Origin of the sequence: Pseudoselenomonas ruminantium, assembly GCF_900104055.1 — a bacterium.
Lineage (GTDB): Bacteria > Bacillota > Negativicutes > Selenomonadales > Selenomonadaceae > Selenomonas_A > Selenomonas_A ruminantium_C.
Map to the genome: position 1 here is coordinate 41,350 of NZ_FNJQ01000015.1, position 16,875 is coordinate 58,224.

Here is a 16,875-nt window from a genome sequence, read left to right on the forward strand (position 1 = left end):
TAGGAGTCTGCAAAATGGATAGAGTTGTTCTTTACGGTTTAGGTGGGATTTTTCGTGGCTACGAGGGAATTTTTAGAGGGCTTCAAAAAGATAAGAAAATAAAGATTATAGGTGCCATTGATAGAAGGTTGCAGGAAGGAATGAAGTTTCATAACTATAACATATTGTCCGTAAGTGAAGTAGTCCACATGGATATAGATTATGTTATTATTACAGCACAAGATCCAGTTGCAAAAGAAATATATGCTGATTTATGTGCGGCTGGTGTTAATAAGGACAAAATAGTAAGTGTTTATTGTTATACACCAGTTAAAGAGATGGTTGATAGTATTATTAATGTCCAATTACCTATACAATTGGACGTTATCAAAAATATACTTTCGGCATCTGATCAGGAGGTTGCAAGCTTTGATTGGATGCGTAAAGTTGTAGGAAGATATGGTATTTATCCATTACTTGATGAGGATATGGATGGAATTGATGATGCTATAGTAACAGTTATGGGAATGCAGCAAAGGCCTGATGAATTTACTAAGTATTGCACGTATTTGAGCAATTGGAATATAGAAACGGCTATAGAAGTAGGTGTTTTTCGTGGAAAAACCTCATATTTTATGTGTGCTTTGTTAGCCAGGAAGAATCCGAACCTTGTTTATGATTTGGTGGATATTGCAGATAATCTGGATAATTTTGAGGAATTTCATGATATTTTACCTCAATTACGTAAGAGAATACCATCTACATCGGAAGATTATGTAGGTAATAGTTATGACTTTGTATTTATTGATGCGGATCATTCATATGATGCGTCAATGCGTGATTATATGAATCTTGGCCAATATGCGAAAAAATTGACGGTATTCCATGATATCTATGCGCATGAATATGATCGATTGAATGGTGGAACTGTTCGCACGTGGAAAGAAGTTGTGGACATGACACCAGAGCATAGGCATCATATTTTTTCAGAATATCCTAACCAACTGATGGGAATTGGTGTTTTGGAGAATGTGAGATGAAGTCATGTACGATTATCTGTTTGTTGGCAGCGGCCTTTTCGGGGCCGTCTTTGCCCATGAAATGAAAGCGCAGGGCAAGTCCTGCCTGGTTCTGGAGCGCAGGAGCCATGCGGGAGGCAATGTTTATTGCGAGGAGAAAGAGGGCATCAACGTTCACAGGTATGGTGCTCATATCTTCCACACTTCCTATAAGGATGTGTGGGACTATGTGAATAGGTTTGTGGAGTTCAATAATTATGTGAATTCACCTGTGGCGAATTTTCGAGGAGAGCTTTACAACCTGCCGTTTAATATGAATACATTCACCAAGCTGTGGCTGGAGGTGCATACTCCTGCTGAGGTGGCAGCAAAGATTGAGGCTGAGCGCCGGGAGGCGGGTATTGGAGAGCCGCGAAATCTGGAGGAGCAGGCTATTTCTCTGATTGGCCGTACGGTGTATGAGAAGCTTATCAAGGGCTACACGGAAAAGCAGTGGGGGCGTGCCTGCACTGAGCTGCCTGCTTTTATCATCAAGCGCCTGCCTGTGCGCTATACCTTTGATAACAATTACTTCAACGACCGCTATCAGGGAATTCCTGTGGGAGGCTATAACAAGCTGATAGATGCCCTGCTGGAAGGCATTGAGGTGCGGCTGGATACGGATTATCTGAATGACAGAGAGAGCTTCGACAAGTTGGCAAAGAAGATTGTCTACACCGGCCCTATTGATGAGTATTTCGGTTACAGCCTGGGTAGGCTTGAGTACCGGGGACTGAGGTTTGAAACAGAGCGCCTGGAGCAGGAAAACTTCCAGGGGGTAGCGGTGATGAACTTCACTGCCCGAGAGGTGCCCTACACCCGCATTATCGAACACAAGCATTTTGAGTTCGGCACCCAGCCCGTTACTTACATAACCCGCGAGTACCTTGCGGATTGGCAACCAGGTGAAGAGGCGTACTATCCGGTGAACAATGACGAGAATCAGAGTCTTTACCAGCAGTATGCGGCGCTGGCGGCCAAGGAGCAGAAGGTCATCTTCGGCGGCCGCCTGGCAGAATACAAGTATTATGATATGGATGATGTAATCAAGAGTGTTCTGGAGAGGGTTGAAAAGGAGTGGGGCTAGACTTTTTTGCATAAAGAAAGCTCCCGCCGGGGCGGGAGAATATGGAAGGTTGCTTATAAAGATTTTAATAGGTTAGGCTGCAAGGAAAGCAGCTTAAGCAGGTTGGAGATTGCCCGGCTGGGAAGGATTTCACCACTCTCATATTTTTGAAAAGCTTTTTTCCCACCGCCAAGGATAGTCCCAGCCTGAACCTGTGTGAGCTTCAGTTTCTTACGGATGGAACGTATATCGTTGGGAAGTAACAGATTTTCAGCTTCTGCCTTTACCTGGTTGAGAGCACGGTCGTAGACTTTCATATCCTCATCGGTGAAGGTTCCTTCATCGATGTCAGCTGGATACCAACCAGGCATGGGGAAGGTTTTACTGTGGCCTTGGTAGGTAAGCGTGATATTTCGAATGTCACGGACGAGTTTTTCGCCAGTCTCGGCATCATATTTAATTGTTTCCATAGTAATACCTCATTTCTCTTTAAACGACAAAAGCGTAAAGTCAGTAATGGTACCTTGCGTGAATTTGATATAAAGGGTGAACCCTTTATAAGGAACGTGATAAACATCTTGCCAGATATGATGGTCCTGATAGGATGTCATGGATTTGTAAAAATGCTTGCGCTCCATGGCCTGGATAGCGGTACGAATATCGGTTCTGTTGAATCCAAGTGCGAATGCGCCACGGATAGCTGACATTTTGATTTCGTACTTGGAATGCTTGAATGATTCCAGGTCATAGGTTGGTGTGTACTTATCTAAAACATTGGGCATAAAGAAGCCTCCTCATATAAATATTATAGACCATAGTGGTACATATTTCAATAAGAACTATTTTTATGACCGCTATTCCTATATTCTTCAACGCACTCCTTGAAGATGTGGGCTGCAATGCCTTTCTCGAAAAGCACGGTCTTACAGTGGTGGCAGGATTTTGAAGGGATATGGGCGAATAGAAATTTATGGAGATTTTTGTCGGGAAGGCAGGGGTGAAGATGGAATTTGAACTTATGGCCTCGATGATGTGTGCTGACTACCGAAATTTGCAGCGGGAAGTGGAAGAGCTTGATGCGGGCGGGATTGATTCCTTCCATATAGATATTATGGATGGGCGCTATGTGCCTAATTATGCCATGTCGCTTAATGATTTGCGGTGTATACGGTCGCTTACAGATAAGCCCTTGGATGTACATCTGATGGTGGAGCATCCCAATAATACGATTGAGATATTTATTGAGAGTTTGCGATTGGGGGATACGATTTACATACATCCTGAGGCGGAGTATCATCCTTCTACAACGCTACAGAAGATCATCAATGCAGGGATTACTCCGGGGATCGCTATCAATCCTGGCACTAGTTTTGAAACCATTCATGAGATGCTGCGGATTGTGAAGAGTGTACTGGTGATGGCAGTGAATCCCGGCAATGCGGGACAGATGTTTCTGCCTTATGTGGGGGAAAAAATCAATAAGCTGTTGTCGGTGAAGGATGAAATGGATTTTGAAATCTACTGGGATGGTGCCTGTGGCCCGGATAAGATATGGAAATTTGCTCCCATGGGAGTTAAAGGGTTTGTGTTGGGGACAACCTTGCTTTTTGGCAAGGCTAAACCTTATGGTGAAACGTTAAAGGCTATACGGGAGTTGAAATTTTCATGAATATTGTAGTTCTTTTGGCAGGAGGCATGGGCAGCCGCATGGGGCAGGATATCCCTAAGCAGTTCATTCATGTGAATAATATACCTATAATTATTTATACCTTGCTGGTGCTGGAGCGGCATCCTGAAATTGATGCAGTGGAGGCAGTTTGTATTGAAGGATGGGAAAGAGTGCTGTCTGGTTATGTGAAGCAGTTTAATATTTCCAAGCTGCGGGGGATCGTTTCTGGCGGAGCTACCCGCTTTTTATCTACCAAGGCTGGTATGATGGCTTTGGGCGATGTGGCGGATGATGATGTGCTGATTGTCCATGATGCAGTGCGTCCGTTGGTGTCGCCAGAGTCAATCTCCGATATGATTCGTGTGTGTAAAGAGCATGACAATGCCATGACCGTGCTGGATTGTGCCGATACGATGTATATGCGTCAGTCTCCCGACTCTACCGGTCAGGTCGTGGAAAGAGCTGGACTGGTTCGAGGGCAGACCCCGGAATGCGTGTCTGGCAGGCGCATGCGGGAGATGTATGCCCGGGCAGCGGAGCAGGGGGTGGAGATTGATTCTATCTCGGCACTGCAGGTGGCTTTGGGATGGCAGATTTTCTTTGCGAAGGGCAGTGAGAGAAATATCAAATTGACTCGTACAGAGGATATAGATATATTCAAGGCCATGCTGGCCACGGAAAGGGATGAGTGGCTGAAATGAAGGTGTTGAATCTGCATGGTGTGGGAGATCTGCGATACGAGGAAGTGCCGAGGCCTGAGCCTAAGGCAGGAGAGGTGTTGTTGCAAATCAAGGCTGTGGGCATCTGTGGCAGCGATATCCCTAGGGTGTTCACAAAGGGTACCTATCATTTTCCTACGATTATCGGCCATGAATTTGCCGGGGAAATCGTGGAGGCGGAAGATAAGGATCTTGTAGGGCAGGGGGCGGCTGTCTTTCCGCTTCTTCCTTGTGGCAAATGTGAAGCTTGTCGGGACGAGCAGTATGCCCGTTGCTCCAATTATGACTACTACGGTTCCCGCCGTGATGGTGCCATGGCTGAGTATCTGGCGGTGAAGCGTGAGAATCTTTGCTTTCTGCCTGCTGGCGTGAGTTATGAGGAGGCGGCTATGAGCGAGCCTGCTGCGGTAGCCCTCCATGCTTTTCATAAAAGTGGTGTAGGACAGGGTGATACACTTCTTATCTATGGGATAGGTACTATTGGAATGATTATTGCCCAATGGGCCAGGGCGGCAGGCGTGAAGAATATCCTGTTGGCAACTAGGACAGATGATAAAGTGAATTTTGCGAAGAAATTGGGTTTTGATATGGCTGTTAATGCTGAAAAGGAGAGCTTGAAAGATCTGGTGGATGAAGTCACCGAAGGCAGGGGCGCAGATGCATGCATTGAGGGGACGGGAGCACCGGAGCCGTGGGCAGAGTGCTTGAGCAATGCCAAAGCTGGTGGCAGAGTGGTCTGTATGGGGAATCCCCAAGCCAATATGAGTCTGTCTCAGGATGCTTATTGGAGGATCCTTCGCAAGGAACTGATCCTGATGGGGACTTGGAACAGCAGCTTTGGCAGCAGGGAAAATGACTGGCTTGAGGCCGTCAAGGCTATGCATGATAAGCGTCTGGATCTGAAGAGCCTCATTACCCATAGATATGCTTTGGCAGAATATAAGGAAGCATTCTCTCTTATGCATGAGCGCAGGGAGATGTATTGCAAGGTTATGTTTGTGCTGTGAGATTCTTTAGATGGTAGATGAAGTTTATGTACGACCATTTAATTGTAGGCAGCGGCCTTTTTGGAGCCGTCTTTGCCCATGAAATGAAGGAGCAAGGCAAGTTCTGCCTGGTGCTGGAGCGCAGGAGCCATGCGGGCGGGAATGTTTACTGCGAGGAGAAAGAGGGCATCAACATTCATAGGTATGGTGCCCATATTTTTCATACATCTTATAAGGATGTATGGGACTATGTGAACAAATTTGTGGAATTCAATAACTATGTGAACTCTCCTGTGGCTAACTTTCATGAAGAACTCTATAACCTTCCCTTTAATATGAATACTTTCACCAAGCTTTGGCCGGAATTGCACACTCCTGTTGAAGTGGCGGCGAGGATTGAAATTGAACGTAAGGCTGCTGGCATTGGCGAGCCACGGAATCTGGAGGAGCAGGCAATTTCTTTGATTGGCCGTACGGTATATGAGAAGCTGATCAAGGGATATACGGAAAAGCAATGGGGACGTCCTTGTAAGGAACTGCCTGCTTTTATCATCAAGCGTCTGCCTGTGCGCTATACTTTTGACAACAATTACTTCAATGACCGTTATCAGGGGATTCCGGTGGGAGGATACAACAAGCTGATAGATGCCCTGCTGGAGGGAATTGAGGTGCGATTGGATACGGATTATCTGAAAGACAAGTCAAACTTTGATCGATTGGCGAAGAAGATTGTCTACACTGGTCCTATTGATGAATATTTCGGTTACAAGCTGGGGCGGCTCGAGTACCGTGGGCTGAGATTCGAGACGGAGCGGCTGGAGCAGGAGAACTTCCAGGGCGTGGCGGTGATGAATTTCACGGCTAGGGAGGTACCCTACACCCGTATTATCGAGCACAAGCATTTCGAGTTCGGCAGGCAGCCGGTTACTTACATAACCCGCGAGTATCCTGCTAATTGGCAGCCAGGGGAAGAGGCTTATTATCCAGTGAATAATGACAGGAATCAGGAGCTGTATAAACAGTATGCAGACCTGGCGGCTGGTGAGAGGAATGTTATCTTCGGTGGCCGCCTGGCAGAGTATAAGTATTATGATATGGATGATGTGATAAAGAGTGCCCTGGAGAGGGCTGAGAGGGAATTGGGGAGCCAGGTAATATGATGGTGAGAGCCACATATCTCACCGGTCATTCAGTCTCAAGGTCTGGTGTGGTGGCTCTGCCCATCAGAACGGATGGCTCTCACCATCAGAATGTGTGGCTCTTCTCATCGGACAGGCAGGAGAGCAATCAATCAAGCATTCCTGCTCTATGCCGTTGTCACCGCTGTGCGCTGCAATGGGAGTGGTTTCTTTTTCCCGGAGCGCAGGTGTCGTCCCGTCAAGCCTGGAATATTCAATCAAAGATTGTTGGTATAAAATTGTACGTCTCCCCAGTGTGAAAAATGGTACGGGTTCTTAGAATCTAAATAGATATCGGAGTATAGGAAGGTGATAATATCCATATCATCAAATAAATCAAATATCCAGTCTTTGGAGTATTTGGCCCACTCTTTTCGTTTCAATTCGAGAGATCCTTTTTCTGCTTCTATCAATATTTGTGCTTCTTCGTTGCAAAGATATAGTATTAATTCATCTAATACGCTATGCGCAATAATTTCTCTTCCTGCTTGTGCACATGCTATTAAACGTTGAAGTTCAGTTAGTAAATGGTAAAGAAAATCATAGTTATAGTACATCAGAAACTGAGGGGGTAATATATTGGATAGAAAAGAACAATCTAATTGTCCAATATGTGAACCTTTCGGCATTCTGGCAAGTTCTGCCATATCATCCGTGATATAATCATGTAAGATATCGCTGCCTATGACAAAAGATAAAGCAGCTATGGTTCCGAATCTTTTTTCTAAGTATTCAGACCACTCTTCATGCGCTTTGTAAAAATCAATAGAGAATGCAGTTGATGTTTTTTCATCCAAGCCTTCCCATTGATGCCAATTTAGTGCCTTGCATATGCCTTTGACCTTATCTTGACGAATCGACTCACCAGATTCATACCTGCTCCAAGTTTTCGTGCCTACACCTGCGCGAGATGCGGCTTCCTCGATAGTCAACCCTAGTTCGGCCCTTCTTTGTCTTATCTTTTGGGCAAGAGAGTTACTTCCTTGAATTACATTGACGGACATAATAAGCACCTCCTTTGATATACTGACATGTCATTATAACGTCAGTATGGCATGGCTTAAGAGGTTTGTCAACTGAAAAATATGGTATCCAAGGTTGTGGAATACTCATCTGGAGTATATTGTATTAGTCGCTGTCTATAAATATCTCTAGATATGAGATATTACGCTTGATGTTTTGCCCTTAAAAGAGTATAATAATTATTAAAGGTAGTATAATCTCATTTTTAAAGATCGTAAGGGGTGGAGGCTATGACTAAATTTATTAACAATGTAAATAAATACTTGTCAGAGATGAAGATCAAACAAGCTTATCTGAGCATGATTACAGGCATTGATAAGAATAAGATGTCGCGTTTGTTGACCGGCGTACAAGAGGAAAGTGGAACTGATATGGAAAAAATTGCTCGAGGGCTGGGAAAGAATATAGAATTTTTTTTGGCTGATACAATTATTATTCCGCGAGCCTGCACATCCGCTGCTAATAAAATTGCTTTTTATGCTGGAGAGCCATCCGGAGAGCAGCAACAGATTGCCAATCAGTTGATGGAGCTAATGGAAAATATCGATGAAGTAATGAGTGCAAAGTGTCGATTTGAAAACATGGCAAGGGGATAGGAAATGGAGATAGATCGTTTACGTACAATCATTGCCTATAGTGATAAGAATCGTGAGGATATACATTCTATGGTAAAACGATTCTGTTCATTTGCGGGAATTGAATATGAGAGTGATCTCTTGAATGTTTTACAAATCGTAAGATCATCCTTTAAAAAAAGGGGGTATCTTGTTTTTGAAATGCCGTTTGCTGATGATGAAATCGGAGCATTATGCTATAAAGGGGATGGAATGGGGTATGTCGTACTGAACACATCTTTGCCCCGGGTAAATGTAAACTTTGCCATAGCTCATGAAATATATCATGTTTTTTTCGGATCTGATGAATTAGTTTCCAAGGTTGAATTCGCAGACGATCACTATTATGAACATGAAGAAGAGTACGCAGCTAATCTTTTTGCGGGTATGTTATTGATGCCGGAGGTTAGTTTTAGAAGAATGTTTTCTAAATTCAAAGAGGATTCTGATGGAAATAGAGCTGAGATAATCATAAGATTGATGTCATATTATCAGGTGCCATATATGGCGGTATTGATTAGAAGTTTAGAACTGGGGATGATTGCTAGAAGTGAGGTGCGGGAAGAGACATTCAATATTGAAAGAGACCATATCAATGAAAAGCTGAAAGATTTGTGGCTGGATGAAAGCATCATGGAACCCTCACGTAAGGATGATTATGCTCACATTGAGACCGTTGTATCAACGGTTGGAAAAGAGTTTGTTGAAGATGAATACATTAATAAAAGAACGGTCAATAAAGCGCTAAAGAACATGCGTGAGTTATATTTGAAGATTAAGGGGACGTAAGTATGGCGACAACATATACGGAAACCCCTGATAATTTGCATGAAATAGAAGCATCAGTCATTACAGAAATTAATGAAATTAAGCGTATGTTCTATCAGGCTGACCGAGTATTCTTTTACGATGCATGTTCCTTCCAAAGACATTCCAATCTGAAAGACACCGAAAGAAATATACTGATTCAGTACTTTGAGAAGCAGGGGGTAACGATTTTTCTGACCAGATGTATATTAATGGAGCTGTCAGGAAATCAGCATAGCTTGGAGAGACGAGTTACTGATTACATAAAGAGTCTAAATGATGCCAACATAAGAGTTATATTGTTTAATGAAGAATATGCATATAATATTCTTTCAGATTGCTTTTCTTCGATTGAGAGAATAAATGAGTATCTTATGTGGGCTGTGCGAATGGTATGCTCCCCTGTTAGTACAATCGCAGATACTCTGAAGGCGGATAGCAGACTGAATTCAGAAGTGCGTGAAGGAAAAAAACTGAAGGCTTCGAATCTGTATCAAAGATTCTTTTCCGCGGTAAGAGGAAACAAAGAGCATGAGGATGATTTAGGAGAAGAGATGATAGCAATATGTGTTCACCTCTTATCTAACCTGCCTGGAGTAGCAGATGGAAAGTTGTGTGTTCTGACTGACGATAAAGGTGCTGCAAGTAAGATTGACTCTGTTATGAAAAAAGCCAGTCGAGGAAATCAGGGAACAAAAATCATTATATTTAGCACGCCGAAGCTGGTGCAGCATATGTTCTGGGGACATGTTGAGATGTCAGAGAATGAAATGATCAATATCATTTCGCAAGGAGTATCTGGCAACATTGGAATCATGGGGCTTACAGATTTTGATTTGGAAGTGAATCCGAAGATATCGCTATCCGTTAGGGACCTTGCACAAAAAATAATGGAACCGAACGGAATTAAAATTGTGTTTTAGATAATGAATGGAAGATATGCATCTGAAATGGATTTTCACTTTTGATGGGCTGACTGGAAAAATATTCTGGTGTTGAGGTATTATTTTTCTTGACACCCCTTGAGCCCTATGCTATTATTACTAACTGTAGGCGCCTGTAGTGCGTCTGATTTGGGTTAAAAGCCCATCCCCAACCGCACAGCGAGGCTGTTGAAACTGCCTTGTGGCAGTGCCGTAGTTGGCGAGTAATCTTATAGGGAGGTGTTTTCATGTACGCAATTATCAAAACTGGTGGCAAGCAGTACAAGGTCGCTGAAGGTGATGTAATCATGGTGGAGAAGCTCTCCGCTGCTGAAGGCGAAGCTGTAGTGTTTGACGAAGTTCTGACGGTAGTAAACGACGGTGATGTCAAAGTTGGCAAGCCGGTTGTTGAAGGTGCCAAGGTAACGGGCAAGGTTGAAGCTCAGGGCAAGGACAAGAAGATTCTGGTCTTCAAGTACAAAGCTAAGAGCAACTATCGCAAACGTCAGGGTCATCGTCAGCCGTTCACGAAGGTTGTTATCGAAAAGATCGAAGCTTAATCCATGATTAAGGTGAAAATCTTTAAGGAGTCAGCGGGTCGTATCGTTGGCTTTGAAGTTGCCGGCCATAGCGGCACGGCAGAGCATGGTCAGGACATTGTCTGTGCTGGGGTTTCGTCCCTTACACAGACGGCGCTTTTGGGACTCGGCGAGCATCTGCATCGCGACTTGGACTATTCCGTAGCGAGTGGAGAGCTCAAAATGAGGCTCAAGGGGGCTCCTGATGATCTGACCGAGGCGATTTTACAGACAATGCTTCTAGGGCTGATGGAGATTCAGAAGCTCAGTCCAGAGGCTGTACGGATTCTTTAAGCAGCGGAGGTGAATTCGATGTTTACTTTTGATTTGCAGTTGTTCGCACATAAGAAGGGTGTTAGCTCCACGCGTAACGGTCGTGACAGCCATTCCAAGCGCCTTGGCGTTAAGGAACAGGCTGGTACGGTTGTAACGGCTGGCAGCATTCTGGTTCGTCAGCGCGGCACGCATTTCCATCCGGGCCACAACGTTGGTATCGGTAAGGATGATACCCTGTTCGCAAAGGTTGCCGGCAAGGTTGCTTTCGAGCGCAAAGGCCGCTACCAGCGTCAGGTCAGCGTTTACACGGTTGAAGAAGCTATGTAAGACATATAACGGATACCTGCGCCTAAAAGCGCAGGTATTGTTATATTATAAGGAACGGCGTTAGGTTGCGTTGTAGTGCATAAAGGCAAGAGCCGGTATTGAACGCAATGCCGGCTCTTGCCTTTGTGTATTGCAAATGTGTGGTGATACTTTTCTTTGGCGCAAAGAAAAGTATCCAAAAGAAAACGTGGACTGAAATCACATCACGTGATTTACGTCCACAGGCGCCCGTCCTTGGGCGCCGGGATTACAGTGTCTTTATATAGATGTGGAGGAAAAAATGCAGTTTATTGATAGAACTCGCGTGATTGTTAAAGCGGGAGATGGTGGGCATGGGAAGTCTGCTTTCCGCCGGGAGAAGTTTGTGCCGAAAGGTGGGCCGTCTGGTGGCGATGGCGGCCGGGGCGGCGACGTTATTTTTGTCGTTGACCAGAATATGAATACCCTGCTGGATTTCCGTTTTCACCGGAAGTTCACGGCCAAGAATGGTGAGAATGGGGATATCAAGAATCAGTATGGTGCCAATGCTCCGGCTTGCTATGTGAAGGTACCGCCTGGAACGATTGTGAAGGACGAGGCTACGGGCAAGGTGTTGGCTGACCTCACGGAAATCGGTCAGGAAGCTGTGGTCTGCAAGGGCGGCCGTGGCGGCCGTGGCAATGCGAAGTTTGCGAACTCCGCCAACCGCACGCCAACCTTTGCCGAATTCGGTGAACCGGGTGAAGCCAAGAACCTGATTCTGGAATTGAAGCTTTTGGCTGATGTTGGTCTGGTAGGCTATCCGAGTGTAGGCAAATCCAGTCTCGTAGCCAGCTGTTCGGCTGCTCGGCCGGAGATTGCGGAGTATCACTTCACGACGATTACGCCGGTGCTCGGTGTGGTCAAGACGGACTATGAGAAGAGCTTCGTGATGGCGGATATCCCGGGCCTTATCGAAGGTGCTGCTGATGGTGTGGGGCTTGGCCATGACTTCCTGCGCCATGTGGAGCGCACGAAGCTGATCCTGCATATCGTGGATGCTTCGGGGCTCGAAGGCCGTGATCCTATTGATGATTACTACAAGATCAATGCGGAGCTCAAGAAATACAGCGAAAAGATTGCCCGCCGTACGCAGGTGCTTGTAGCTAATAAGATTGACCTGCCGGAAGCGCAGGAGAATCTGCCGCGCCTGCAGAAGCTGGCCGAGGAGAACGGCTTGAAGTTCTTTGCCATTTCGGCAGCTACGCGCGAAGGCGTGCAGGAGCTTATCGACTATACCGGTGAATGGCTCGACAACTATGTGGAAGAGCCGGAGACGGAAGATGAAGTCGTGGTCTATGACGAGAATGAGGAAGATCCGGACAAGATTACCATCACCCGCAATATTAGCGGTGAACTCGTGGTATCCGGTCAGAATATCGAAAAGCTCGTGAAGATGACCAATTTCCTCAACGATGAAGCTGTGCGCCGCTTCCAGTATATCTGGCGCATCAAGAATCTCGATGAGAAGCTGCGGGAAAAGGGCGCCAAAGAGGGCGACACCATCCATATCGGTGAGATGGAATTCGAATTCCGTGATTAAGCGTGATTGTATAAGTAAGGAAATACGGAGGAATAGATTTGTTAAGAAATTCATTGACGGGCAAGCAGAAGAGCTTTTTGCGCTCCATGGGCCAGAAGCTGGAACCGGTGGTCATGATGGGCAAGGAAGGTGTTACGCCTACGGTAGTCGAAGCTGCCCGAGAAGCCATCAAGAAGCGTGAGCTGATCAAGGTGCGTGTGCTGCAGAACTGCATGGAAGAGCCGGAAGATGCTATCACGATGCTGGCTGAGCGTGCCGATGTGAACCTTGTGCAGATCATTGGCCGCAACGGTCTGCTGTTCAAGCGCAACTACGACAAGCCGAAAATCGAACTGCCGTAATATATCGGAGGCAAAAGCATGGGAACTGCCAGAGAGCGTTTGCGTGAGGCCAAACGCATTGTGGTCAAGGTGGGCACCAGTACCCTGACCCATGAAACAGGAAAACTAAATCTTCATCGCATTGACCTGCTGCTGCGGGAAATTGCGGATCTCAAGAATCAGGGCAAGGAAATGATTCTCGTATCTTCGGGAGCCATTGCTGCCGGCCTGGGAAAATTGGGGCTCGACAAGAAGCCGGATTCCATCCCGGAAAAGCAGGCGGTGGCGGCCATCGGGCAGGGAGTGCTCATGCATATCTATGAGAAGCTCTTTGCCGAATATGGGCAGGTGATGGGACAGGTGCTGCTGACCAAGGAAAATTCTGTGCAGCATCATCAGTATATCCATTCCCGTAATTCACTTTTGGCCCAGCTCGCTATGGGTGCTATCCCGGTCATCAATGAAAACGATGCGGTGGCGGTGGACGAGATCAAGATTGGCGACAACGATAATCTGTCGGCCATGGTGGCCACTTTGGTGGATGCCGATGCTTTGATCATCCTGTCGGATATCGAGGGGCTTTATACCGCGAATCCGGCTACCCATCCGGAGGCGGAGCTAATCGCAGAGATTCCGGAAATCACGCCGAAGGTGGAAGCCATTGCAGGCGGTGCTGGTTCCAAACTCGGAACGGGCGGCATGATGACCAAGATCCAGGCGGCGCAAATTGCCATGAGTGCCGGCGTCACGATGGTCATCGCCTCCGGCTCCCGGGAGAATGTGCTTCGGGATATCTTGAGCGGTCAGGCTCTGGGTACGGTGTTCCCCGCGCGGGAATCGCATCTGCGGGTGCGCAAGTCCTGGCTGGCCTTTGGCAAGCGCCTGGCTGGGGAAATCACGGTGGATGATGGCTGTGCCGCTGCCCTGCGGGAAAACGGTGCGAGCATCCTGGCTGCGGGCGTTACGGCCTGTGAGGGTGATTTTGCCGCCGGCAGTACCGTGCGGGTTTTGACGCAAAGCCAGCAGGAAATTGCCCGGGGCATCGTGAACTTTAAAGAAACGGATCTGCAGAGAATCCTCGGCCAGCAGACCGAGGATATCAGCAAGATTTTAGCTGGTGATGTACCTACAGAGGTCATTCATCGGGATAATATGGTATTGATGGTGTGATGGTTTTTTAGTACGGGAGGAATCGGATTGGATATTCAGCGCGAAGTACGTAAAAAAGCAGAAGCCGCCAAGGCAGCTTCCTATAAGCTGGGCACGCTTTCGACAAAGGTGAAGAATGAAGCGTTGCTGGCCATGGCCCATGCCTTGGAACAGCGCAGCTCCATGATCCTGGAAGCCAATGCGCAGGATTTGGAAGAGGCGAGGGAAAAGGGCGTCAAGCGTTCCTATCTGGACCGCCTGATGCTCGATGAGAACCGCATTGCCGGTATGGCCGAAGGCCTGCGGCAGACGGCGGCGCTGCCGGACCCGATTGGTCTGGGCGACTATAGCACCGTGCGGCCCAATGGTCTCTCCATCCGCCGCGTGCGGGTGCCGCTGGGCGTGGTGGGCATCATCTATGAAGCCCGCCCCAATGTCACGGCGGATGCTTTGGCTCTTTGCCTGAAATCCGGCAATGCGGTCCTGCTGCGTGGCGGCAGTGAGGCCATTCGCTCGAATATCGCCATCAGTTCTTTGCTCGCAGAAGCTGCCTATACGCATGGTATCCCTGAGGGGGCTATCCAGTTCATCGATTTCACCGACCGTGAGGCCGTAGGTGTGATGACGCATCTGACTGGCCTCCTGGATGTGATTATCCCGCGCGGTGGTGCCGGCCTGATCAAACGCGTGGTAGAGGACAGCTCCGTACCCGTGATCGAAACAGGCACAGGTGTCTGCCATACCTTCGTGGATGCGAGTGCGGATCTGCAGATGGCTCTCGATATTGCCATCAATGCCAAGACCAGCCGTCCTTCGGTTTGCAATGCCATGGAAACCCTGCTGGTGCATCAGGACATTGCGGAAAAATTCCTGCCCATGCTCTATGAAGCCATGATGGCGAAAAAAGTCGAGCTGCGGGGGTGCGCGCAGGCTAAAGCCATCTGTCCGGAGATGCAGGCGGCAGAGGAAGAGGATTGGAGCACAGAATATGGTGATCTGATTCTTTCCGTCAAGGTGGTGGCTGATGCAGCTGCTGCGATTGCACATATCAACCGCTACAATACCGGCCATTCGGAAACCATCGTGACCAATGACCTCGTGAATGCGGCTCGCTTCCAGAAGGAAGTGGATGCGGCGGCGGTCTATGTCAACGCATCCACCCGTTTTACGGATGGTTTTGAATTCGGTTTCGGTGCAGAAATCGGCATCAGCACGCAGAAACTTCATGCCCGCGGGCCGATGGGGCTGATGGAGCTTACGAGCTGCAAATATCTGATCATGGGTGAGGGGCAGATTCGCTGATGTTTCATCTATCCGGGTATTACCGCACCCTGCGGCAATATCTCGCTACCCCTAAGGGGGCGCATGACAGCCGGGACTATGCCCGGGCGCTGCTTATCATGTTGCTGACCATGGTTGTTGTTTGTCTGATTCTGTATTTTGTGGGAGGCGTAAGCCTGTGAAGGAACGCATTGGCCTGATGGGGGGGACTTTTGATCCCATCCATCTGGCGCATCTGCATATCGCGGAAGAAGCCCGGGAGGCTTTTGCGCTGGACAGGGTACTCTTTATCCCGGCGGCGCAGCCGCCGCACAAGCAGGGGCGCAGGATTGCCTCGGCCGCGCAGCGCATCCGGATGGTGGAGCTGGCTATTGCGGGCAATCCGCATTTTGCCATCGATCTGCTGGAAATGGAGCGCAAGGGGCCATCTTATTCCTGGCTGATGGTGCAGGAGATGCAGCAGCGGCAGGGAGAGGATGCAGAACTGTTCTTTATCACGGGTTCGGATTCCATCAACGATCTGCCCACCTGGAACCATCCGCGGGATTTGGTGGGGGCCTGCCAGTTTATCGGCACAACCCGGCCGGAGGTGCCTTTCGACGAGAAAGTGCTGCTGGATTATTTCGGCCCGGAACTGCGAAGCCGTATCCATGAACTGGCAGTGCCTATGATGGAGATTTCCTCCACGCTGATCCGGGAGCGGATTGCAGCGGGACGTTCTATCCGTTATTTATTGCCCGAAGCTGTGGCTGATTATATCGAAAAAGAAGGTTTGTACCAATGAGTTTTGCTATGAGCTATGAAGAGATGCAGCAACTTTTGCAGAAGAGTCTGAAGCCTGGCCGCTATGAACATTCTTTGGGGGTAGCGGAAACGGCGGTGTTTCTGGCCCGGCGTTTTGGTGTGGATGAACAGAAGGCCCGGGTGGCCGGTCTTCTGCATGACTGTGCCCGGGAATTCCGCAATGAGGATCTGATTGGCGAAGCTGAAAAGCGTCTGATCGTGGTGGAGCCGCTGGAACGGCGGATGCCATTGCTGCTGCATGCCTATGTGGGTTCCCGGCTGGTGGCAGAAAAGTACGGTGTCAATGATAATGATATCGAGCAGGCAATCTGGCGGCATACCGTGGGCGGACCACAGATGACAGACCTGGACAAGATCATCTGGTTTGCCGATATGATCGAGCCGCACCGGGATTATCCAGAAGTAGAGATGCTCAGAGGTCTTGCCCGGACAGCAGGTTTGGATGAGATGCTGTTGGTGGGACTGACGGAATCCATTGCCTTTGTTTTGCGCAAGGGCGGGCTGGTGCATCCGGCTACGGTCAATGCACGCAATGAAATTCTGCTGCAGAAATAGAA

General features: G+C 47.8%; 22 protein-coding genes. 19 read left to right on the top strand and 3 right to left on the bottom strand.

The annotated features are described in order from the left end of the window. Positions 1-14 precede the first annotated feature (14 nt). Together BLQ59_RS07695 and glf (BLQ59_RS07700) are read left to right on the top strand one after the other, a co-directional pair. Complete coding sequence (locus BLQ59_RS07695; protein WP_074572292.1) at positions 15-1,019, top strand: class I SAM-dependent methyltransferase; 1,005 nt, start codon at positions 15-17, stop codon at positions 1,017-1,019. 4 nt (positions 1,020-1,023) lie between these two features. Next, a complete protein-coding gene (gene glf, locus BLQ59_RS07700) occupies positions 1,024-2,124 on the top strand; it encodes a UDP-galactopyranose mutase (RefSeq protein ID WP_074572293.1) in 1,101 nt (366 codons plus the stop codon). A gap of 53 nt (positions 2,125-2,177) precedes the next feature. Here the strand turns inward: glf (BLQ59_RS07700) and BLQ59_RS07705 are convergent, their stop codons facing one another. Beyond that, complete coding sequence (locus BLQ59_RS07705) at positions 2,178-2,573, bottom strand: type II toxin-antitoxin system MqsA family antitoxin (RefSeq protein ID WP_074572294.1); 396 nt, start codon at positions 2,571-2,573, stop codon at positions 2,178-2,180. A 9-nt stretch (positions 2,574-2,582) separates the two neighbouring features. Continuing rightward, on the bottom strand, positions 2,583-2,885 hold the full coding sequence (locus BLQ59_RS07710) for a type II toxin-antitoxin system MqsR family toxin (RefSeq protein WP_074572295.1): 303 nt from the start codon (positions 2,883-2,885) through the stop codon (positions 2,583-2,585). A gap of 188 nt (positions 2,886-3,073) precedes the next feature. On the opposite strand from BLQ59_RS07710, the gene BLQ59_RS07715 reads away from it, so the two are divergent. The 4 genes from BLQ59_RS07715 to glf (BLQ59_RS07730) are packed head-to-tail and all read left to right on the top strand — an operon-like array spanning position 3,074 to position 6,637. Continuing rightward, a complete protein-coding gene (locus BLQ59_RS07715; protein WP_256324634.1) occupies positions 3,074-3,772 on the top strand; it encodes a ribulose-phosphate 3-epimerase in 699 nt (232 codons plus the stop codon). Next, positions 3,769-4,473 (top strand): IspD/TarI family cytidylyltransferase, encoded by a 705-nt coding sequence (locus BLQ59_RS07720; protein WP_074572296.1) that lies wholly within the window; start codon positions 3,769-3,771, stop codon positions 4,471-4,473. The genes BLQ59_RS07715 and BLQ59_RS07720 overlap by 4 nt, the downstream gene beginning before the upstream one ends. Then, positions 4,470-5,498, top strand: a complete 1,029-nt coding sequence (locus BLQ59_RS07725; protein WP_074572297.1) for a galactitol-1-phosphate 5-dehydrogenase — start codon at positions 4,470-4,472, stop codon at positions 5,496-5,498. The genes BLQ59_RS07720 and BLQ59_RS07725 overlap by 4 nt, the downstream gene beginning before the upstream one ends. Before the next feature lie 26 nt (positions 5,499-5,524). Then, positions 5,525-6,637, top strand: a complete 1,113-nt coding sequence (glf, locus tag BLQ59_RS07730) for a UDP-galactopyranose mutase (protein WP_074572298.1) — start codon at positions 5,525-5,527, stop codon at positions 6,635-6,637. Between the two features lie 236 nt (positions 6,638-6,873). Here the strand turns inward: glf (BLQ59_RS07730) and BLQ59_RS07735 are convergent, their stop codons facing one another. Further along, the gene (locus BLQ59_RS07735) at positions 6,874-7,659 is read right to left on the bottom strand and encodes a helix-turn-helix domain-containing protein (RefSeq protein WP_074572299.1); all 786 of its coding nucleotides are present in this window, start codon (positions 7,657-7,659) and stop codon (positions 6,874-6,876) included. Between the two features lie 249 nt (positions 7,660-7,908). Here BLQ59_RS07735 and BLQ59_RS07740 point away from each other — a divergent pair, with 249 nt between their 5' ends. The 13 genes from BLQ59_RS07740 (at position 7,909) to yqeK (ending at position 16,873) form a co-directional block, all read left to right on the top strand. Beyond that, a complete protein-coding gene (locus BLQ59_RS07740) occupies positions 7,909-8,274 on the top strand; it encodes a helix-turn-helix domain-containing protein (protein ID WP_074572300.1) in 366 nt (121 codons plus the stop codon). 3 nt (positions 8,275-8,277) lie between these two features. Continuing rightward, entirely contained in the window at positions 8,278-9,081 is an 804-nt protein-coding gene (locus BLQ59_RS07745; RefSeq protein WP_074572301.1) for an ImmA/IrrE family metallo-endopeptidase, read from the top strand. A gap of 2 nt (positions 9,082-9,083) precedes the next feature. Then, positions 9,084-10,022: a hypothetical protein gene (locus tag BLQ59_RS07750; RefSeq protein WP_074572302.1), complete on the top strand. Its 939-nt coding sequence runs from the start codon at positions 9,084-9,086 to the stop codon at positions 10,020-10,022. 248 nt (positions 10,023-10,270) lie between these two features. After that, positions 10,271-10,582: a 50S ribosomal protein L21 gene (rplU, locus tag BLQ59_RS07755; RefSeq protein ID WP_014425460.1), complete on the top strand. Its 312-nt coding sequence runs from the start codon at positions 10,271-10,273 to the stop codon at positions 10,580-10,582. Positions 10,583-10,585: 3 nt separating this feature from the next. Then, positions 10,586-10,894, top strand: a complete 309-nt coding sequence (locus tag BLQ59_RS07760) for a ribosomal-processing cysteine protease Prp (RefSeq protein WP_014425459.1) — start codon at positions 10,586-10,588, stop codon at positions 10,892-10,894. Between the two features lie 18 nt (positions 10,895-10,912). Then, a complete protein-coding gene (rpmA, locus tag BLQ59_RS07765; RefSeq protein ID WP_014425458.1) occupies positions 10,913-11,203 on the top strand; it encodes a 50S ribosomal protein L27 in 291 nt (96 codons plus the stop codon). Positions 11,204-11,483: 280 nt separating this feature from the next. After that, positions 11,484-12,764 (top strand): GTPase ObgE, encoded by a 1,281-nt coding sequence (gene obgE / locus BLQ59_RS07770; protein WP_014425457.1) that lies wholly within the window; start codon positions 11,484-11,486, stop codon positions 12,762-12,764. A 38-nt stretch (positions 12,765-12,802) separates the two neighbouring features. Beyond that, the gene (gene yhbY / locus BLQ59_RS07775; protein WP_014425456.1) at positions 12,803-13,105 is read left to right on the top strand and encodes a ribosome assembly RNA-binding protein YhbY; all 303 of its coding nucleotides are present in this window, start codon (positions 12,803-12,805) and stop codon (positions 13,103-13,105) included. An 18-nt stretch (positions 13,106-13,123) separates the two neighbouring features. Beyond that, entirely contained in the window at positions 13,124-14,254 is a 1,131-nt protein-coding gene (proB, locus tag BLQ59_RS07780) for a glutamate 5-kinase (RefSeq protein WP_074572303.1), read from the top strand. A gap of 27 nt (positions 14,255-14,281) precedes the next feature. Then, the gene (locus tag BLQ59_RS07785; protein WP_074572304.1) at positions 14,282-15,535 is read left to right on the top strand and encodes a glutamate-5-semialdehyde dehydrogenase; all 1,254 of its coding nucleotides are present in this window, start codon (positions 14,282-14,284) and stop codon (positions 15,533-15,535) included. After that, on the top strand, positions 15,535-15,696 hold the full coding sequence (locus BLQ59_RS16015; RefSeq protein WP_176756759.1) for a hypothetical protein: 162 nt from the start codon (positions 15,535-15,537) through the stop codon (positions 15,694-15,696). Before BLQ59_RS07785 ends, BLQ59_RS16015 begins: the two co-directional genes overlap by 1 nt. Continuing rightward, the gene (gene nadD / locus BLQ59_RS07790; RefSeq protein ID WP_074572305.1) at positions 15,693-16,298 is read left to right on the top strand and encodes a nicotinate-nucleotide adenylyltransferase; all 606 of its coding nucleotides are present in this window, start codon (positions 15,693-15,695) and stop codon (positions 16,296-16,298) included. The genes BLQ59_RS16015 and nadD overlap by 4 nt, the downstream gene beginning before the upstream one ends. Continuing rightward, entirely contained in the window at positions 16,295-16,873 is a 579-nt protein-coding gene (gene yqeK / locus BLQ59_RS07795) for a bis(5'-nucleosyl)-tetraphosphatase (symmetrical) YqeK (RefSeq protein ID WP_256324635.1), read from the top strand. Before nadD ends, yqeK begins: the two co-directional genes overlap by 4 nt. Positions 16,874-16,875 lie beyond the last annotated feature (2 nt).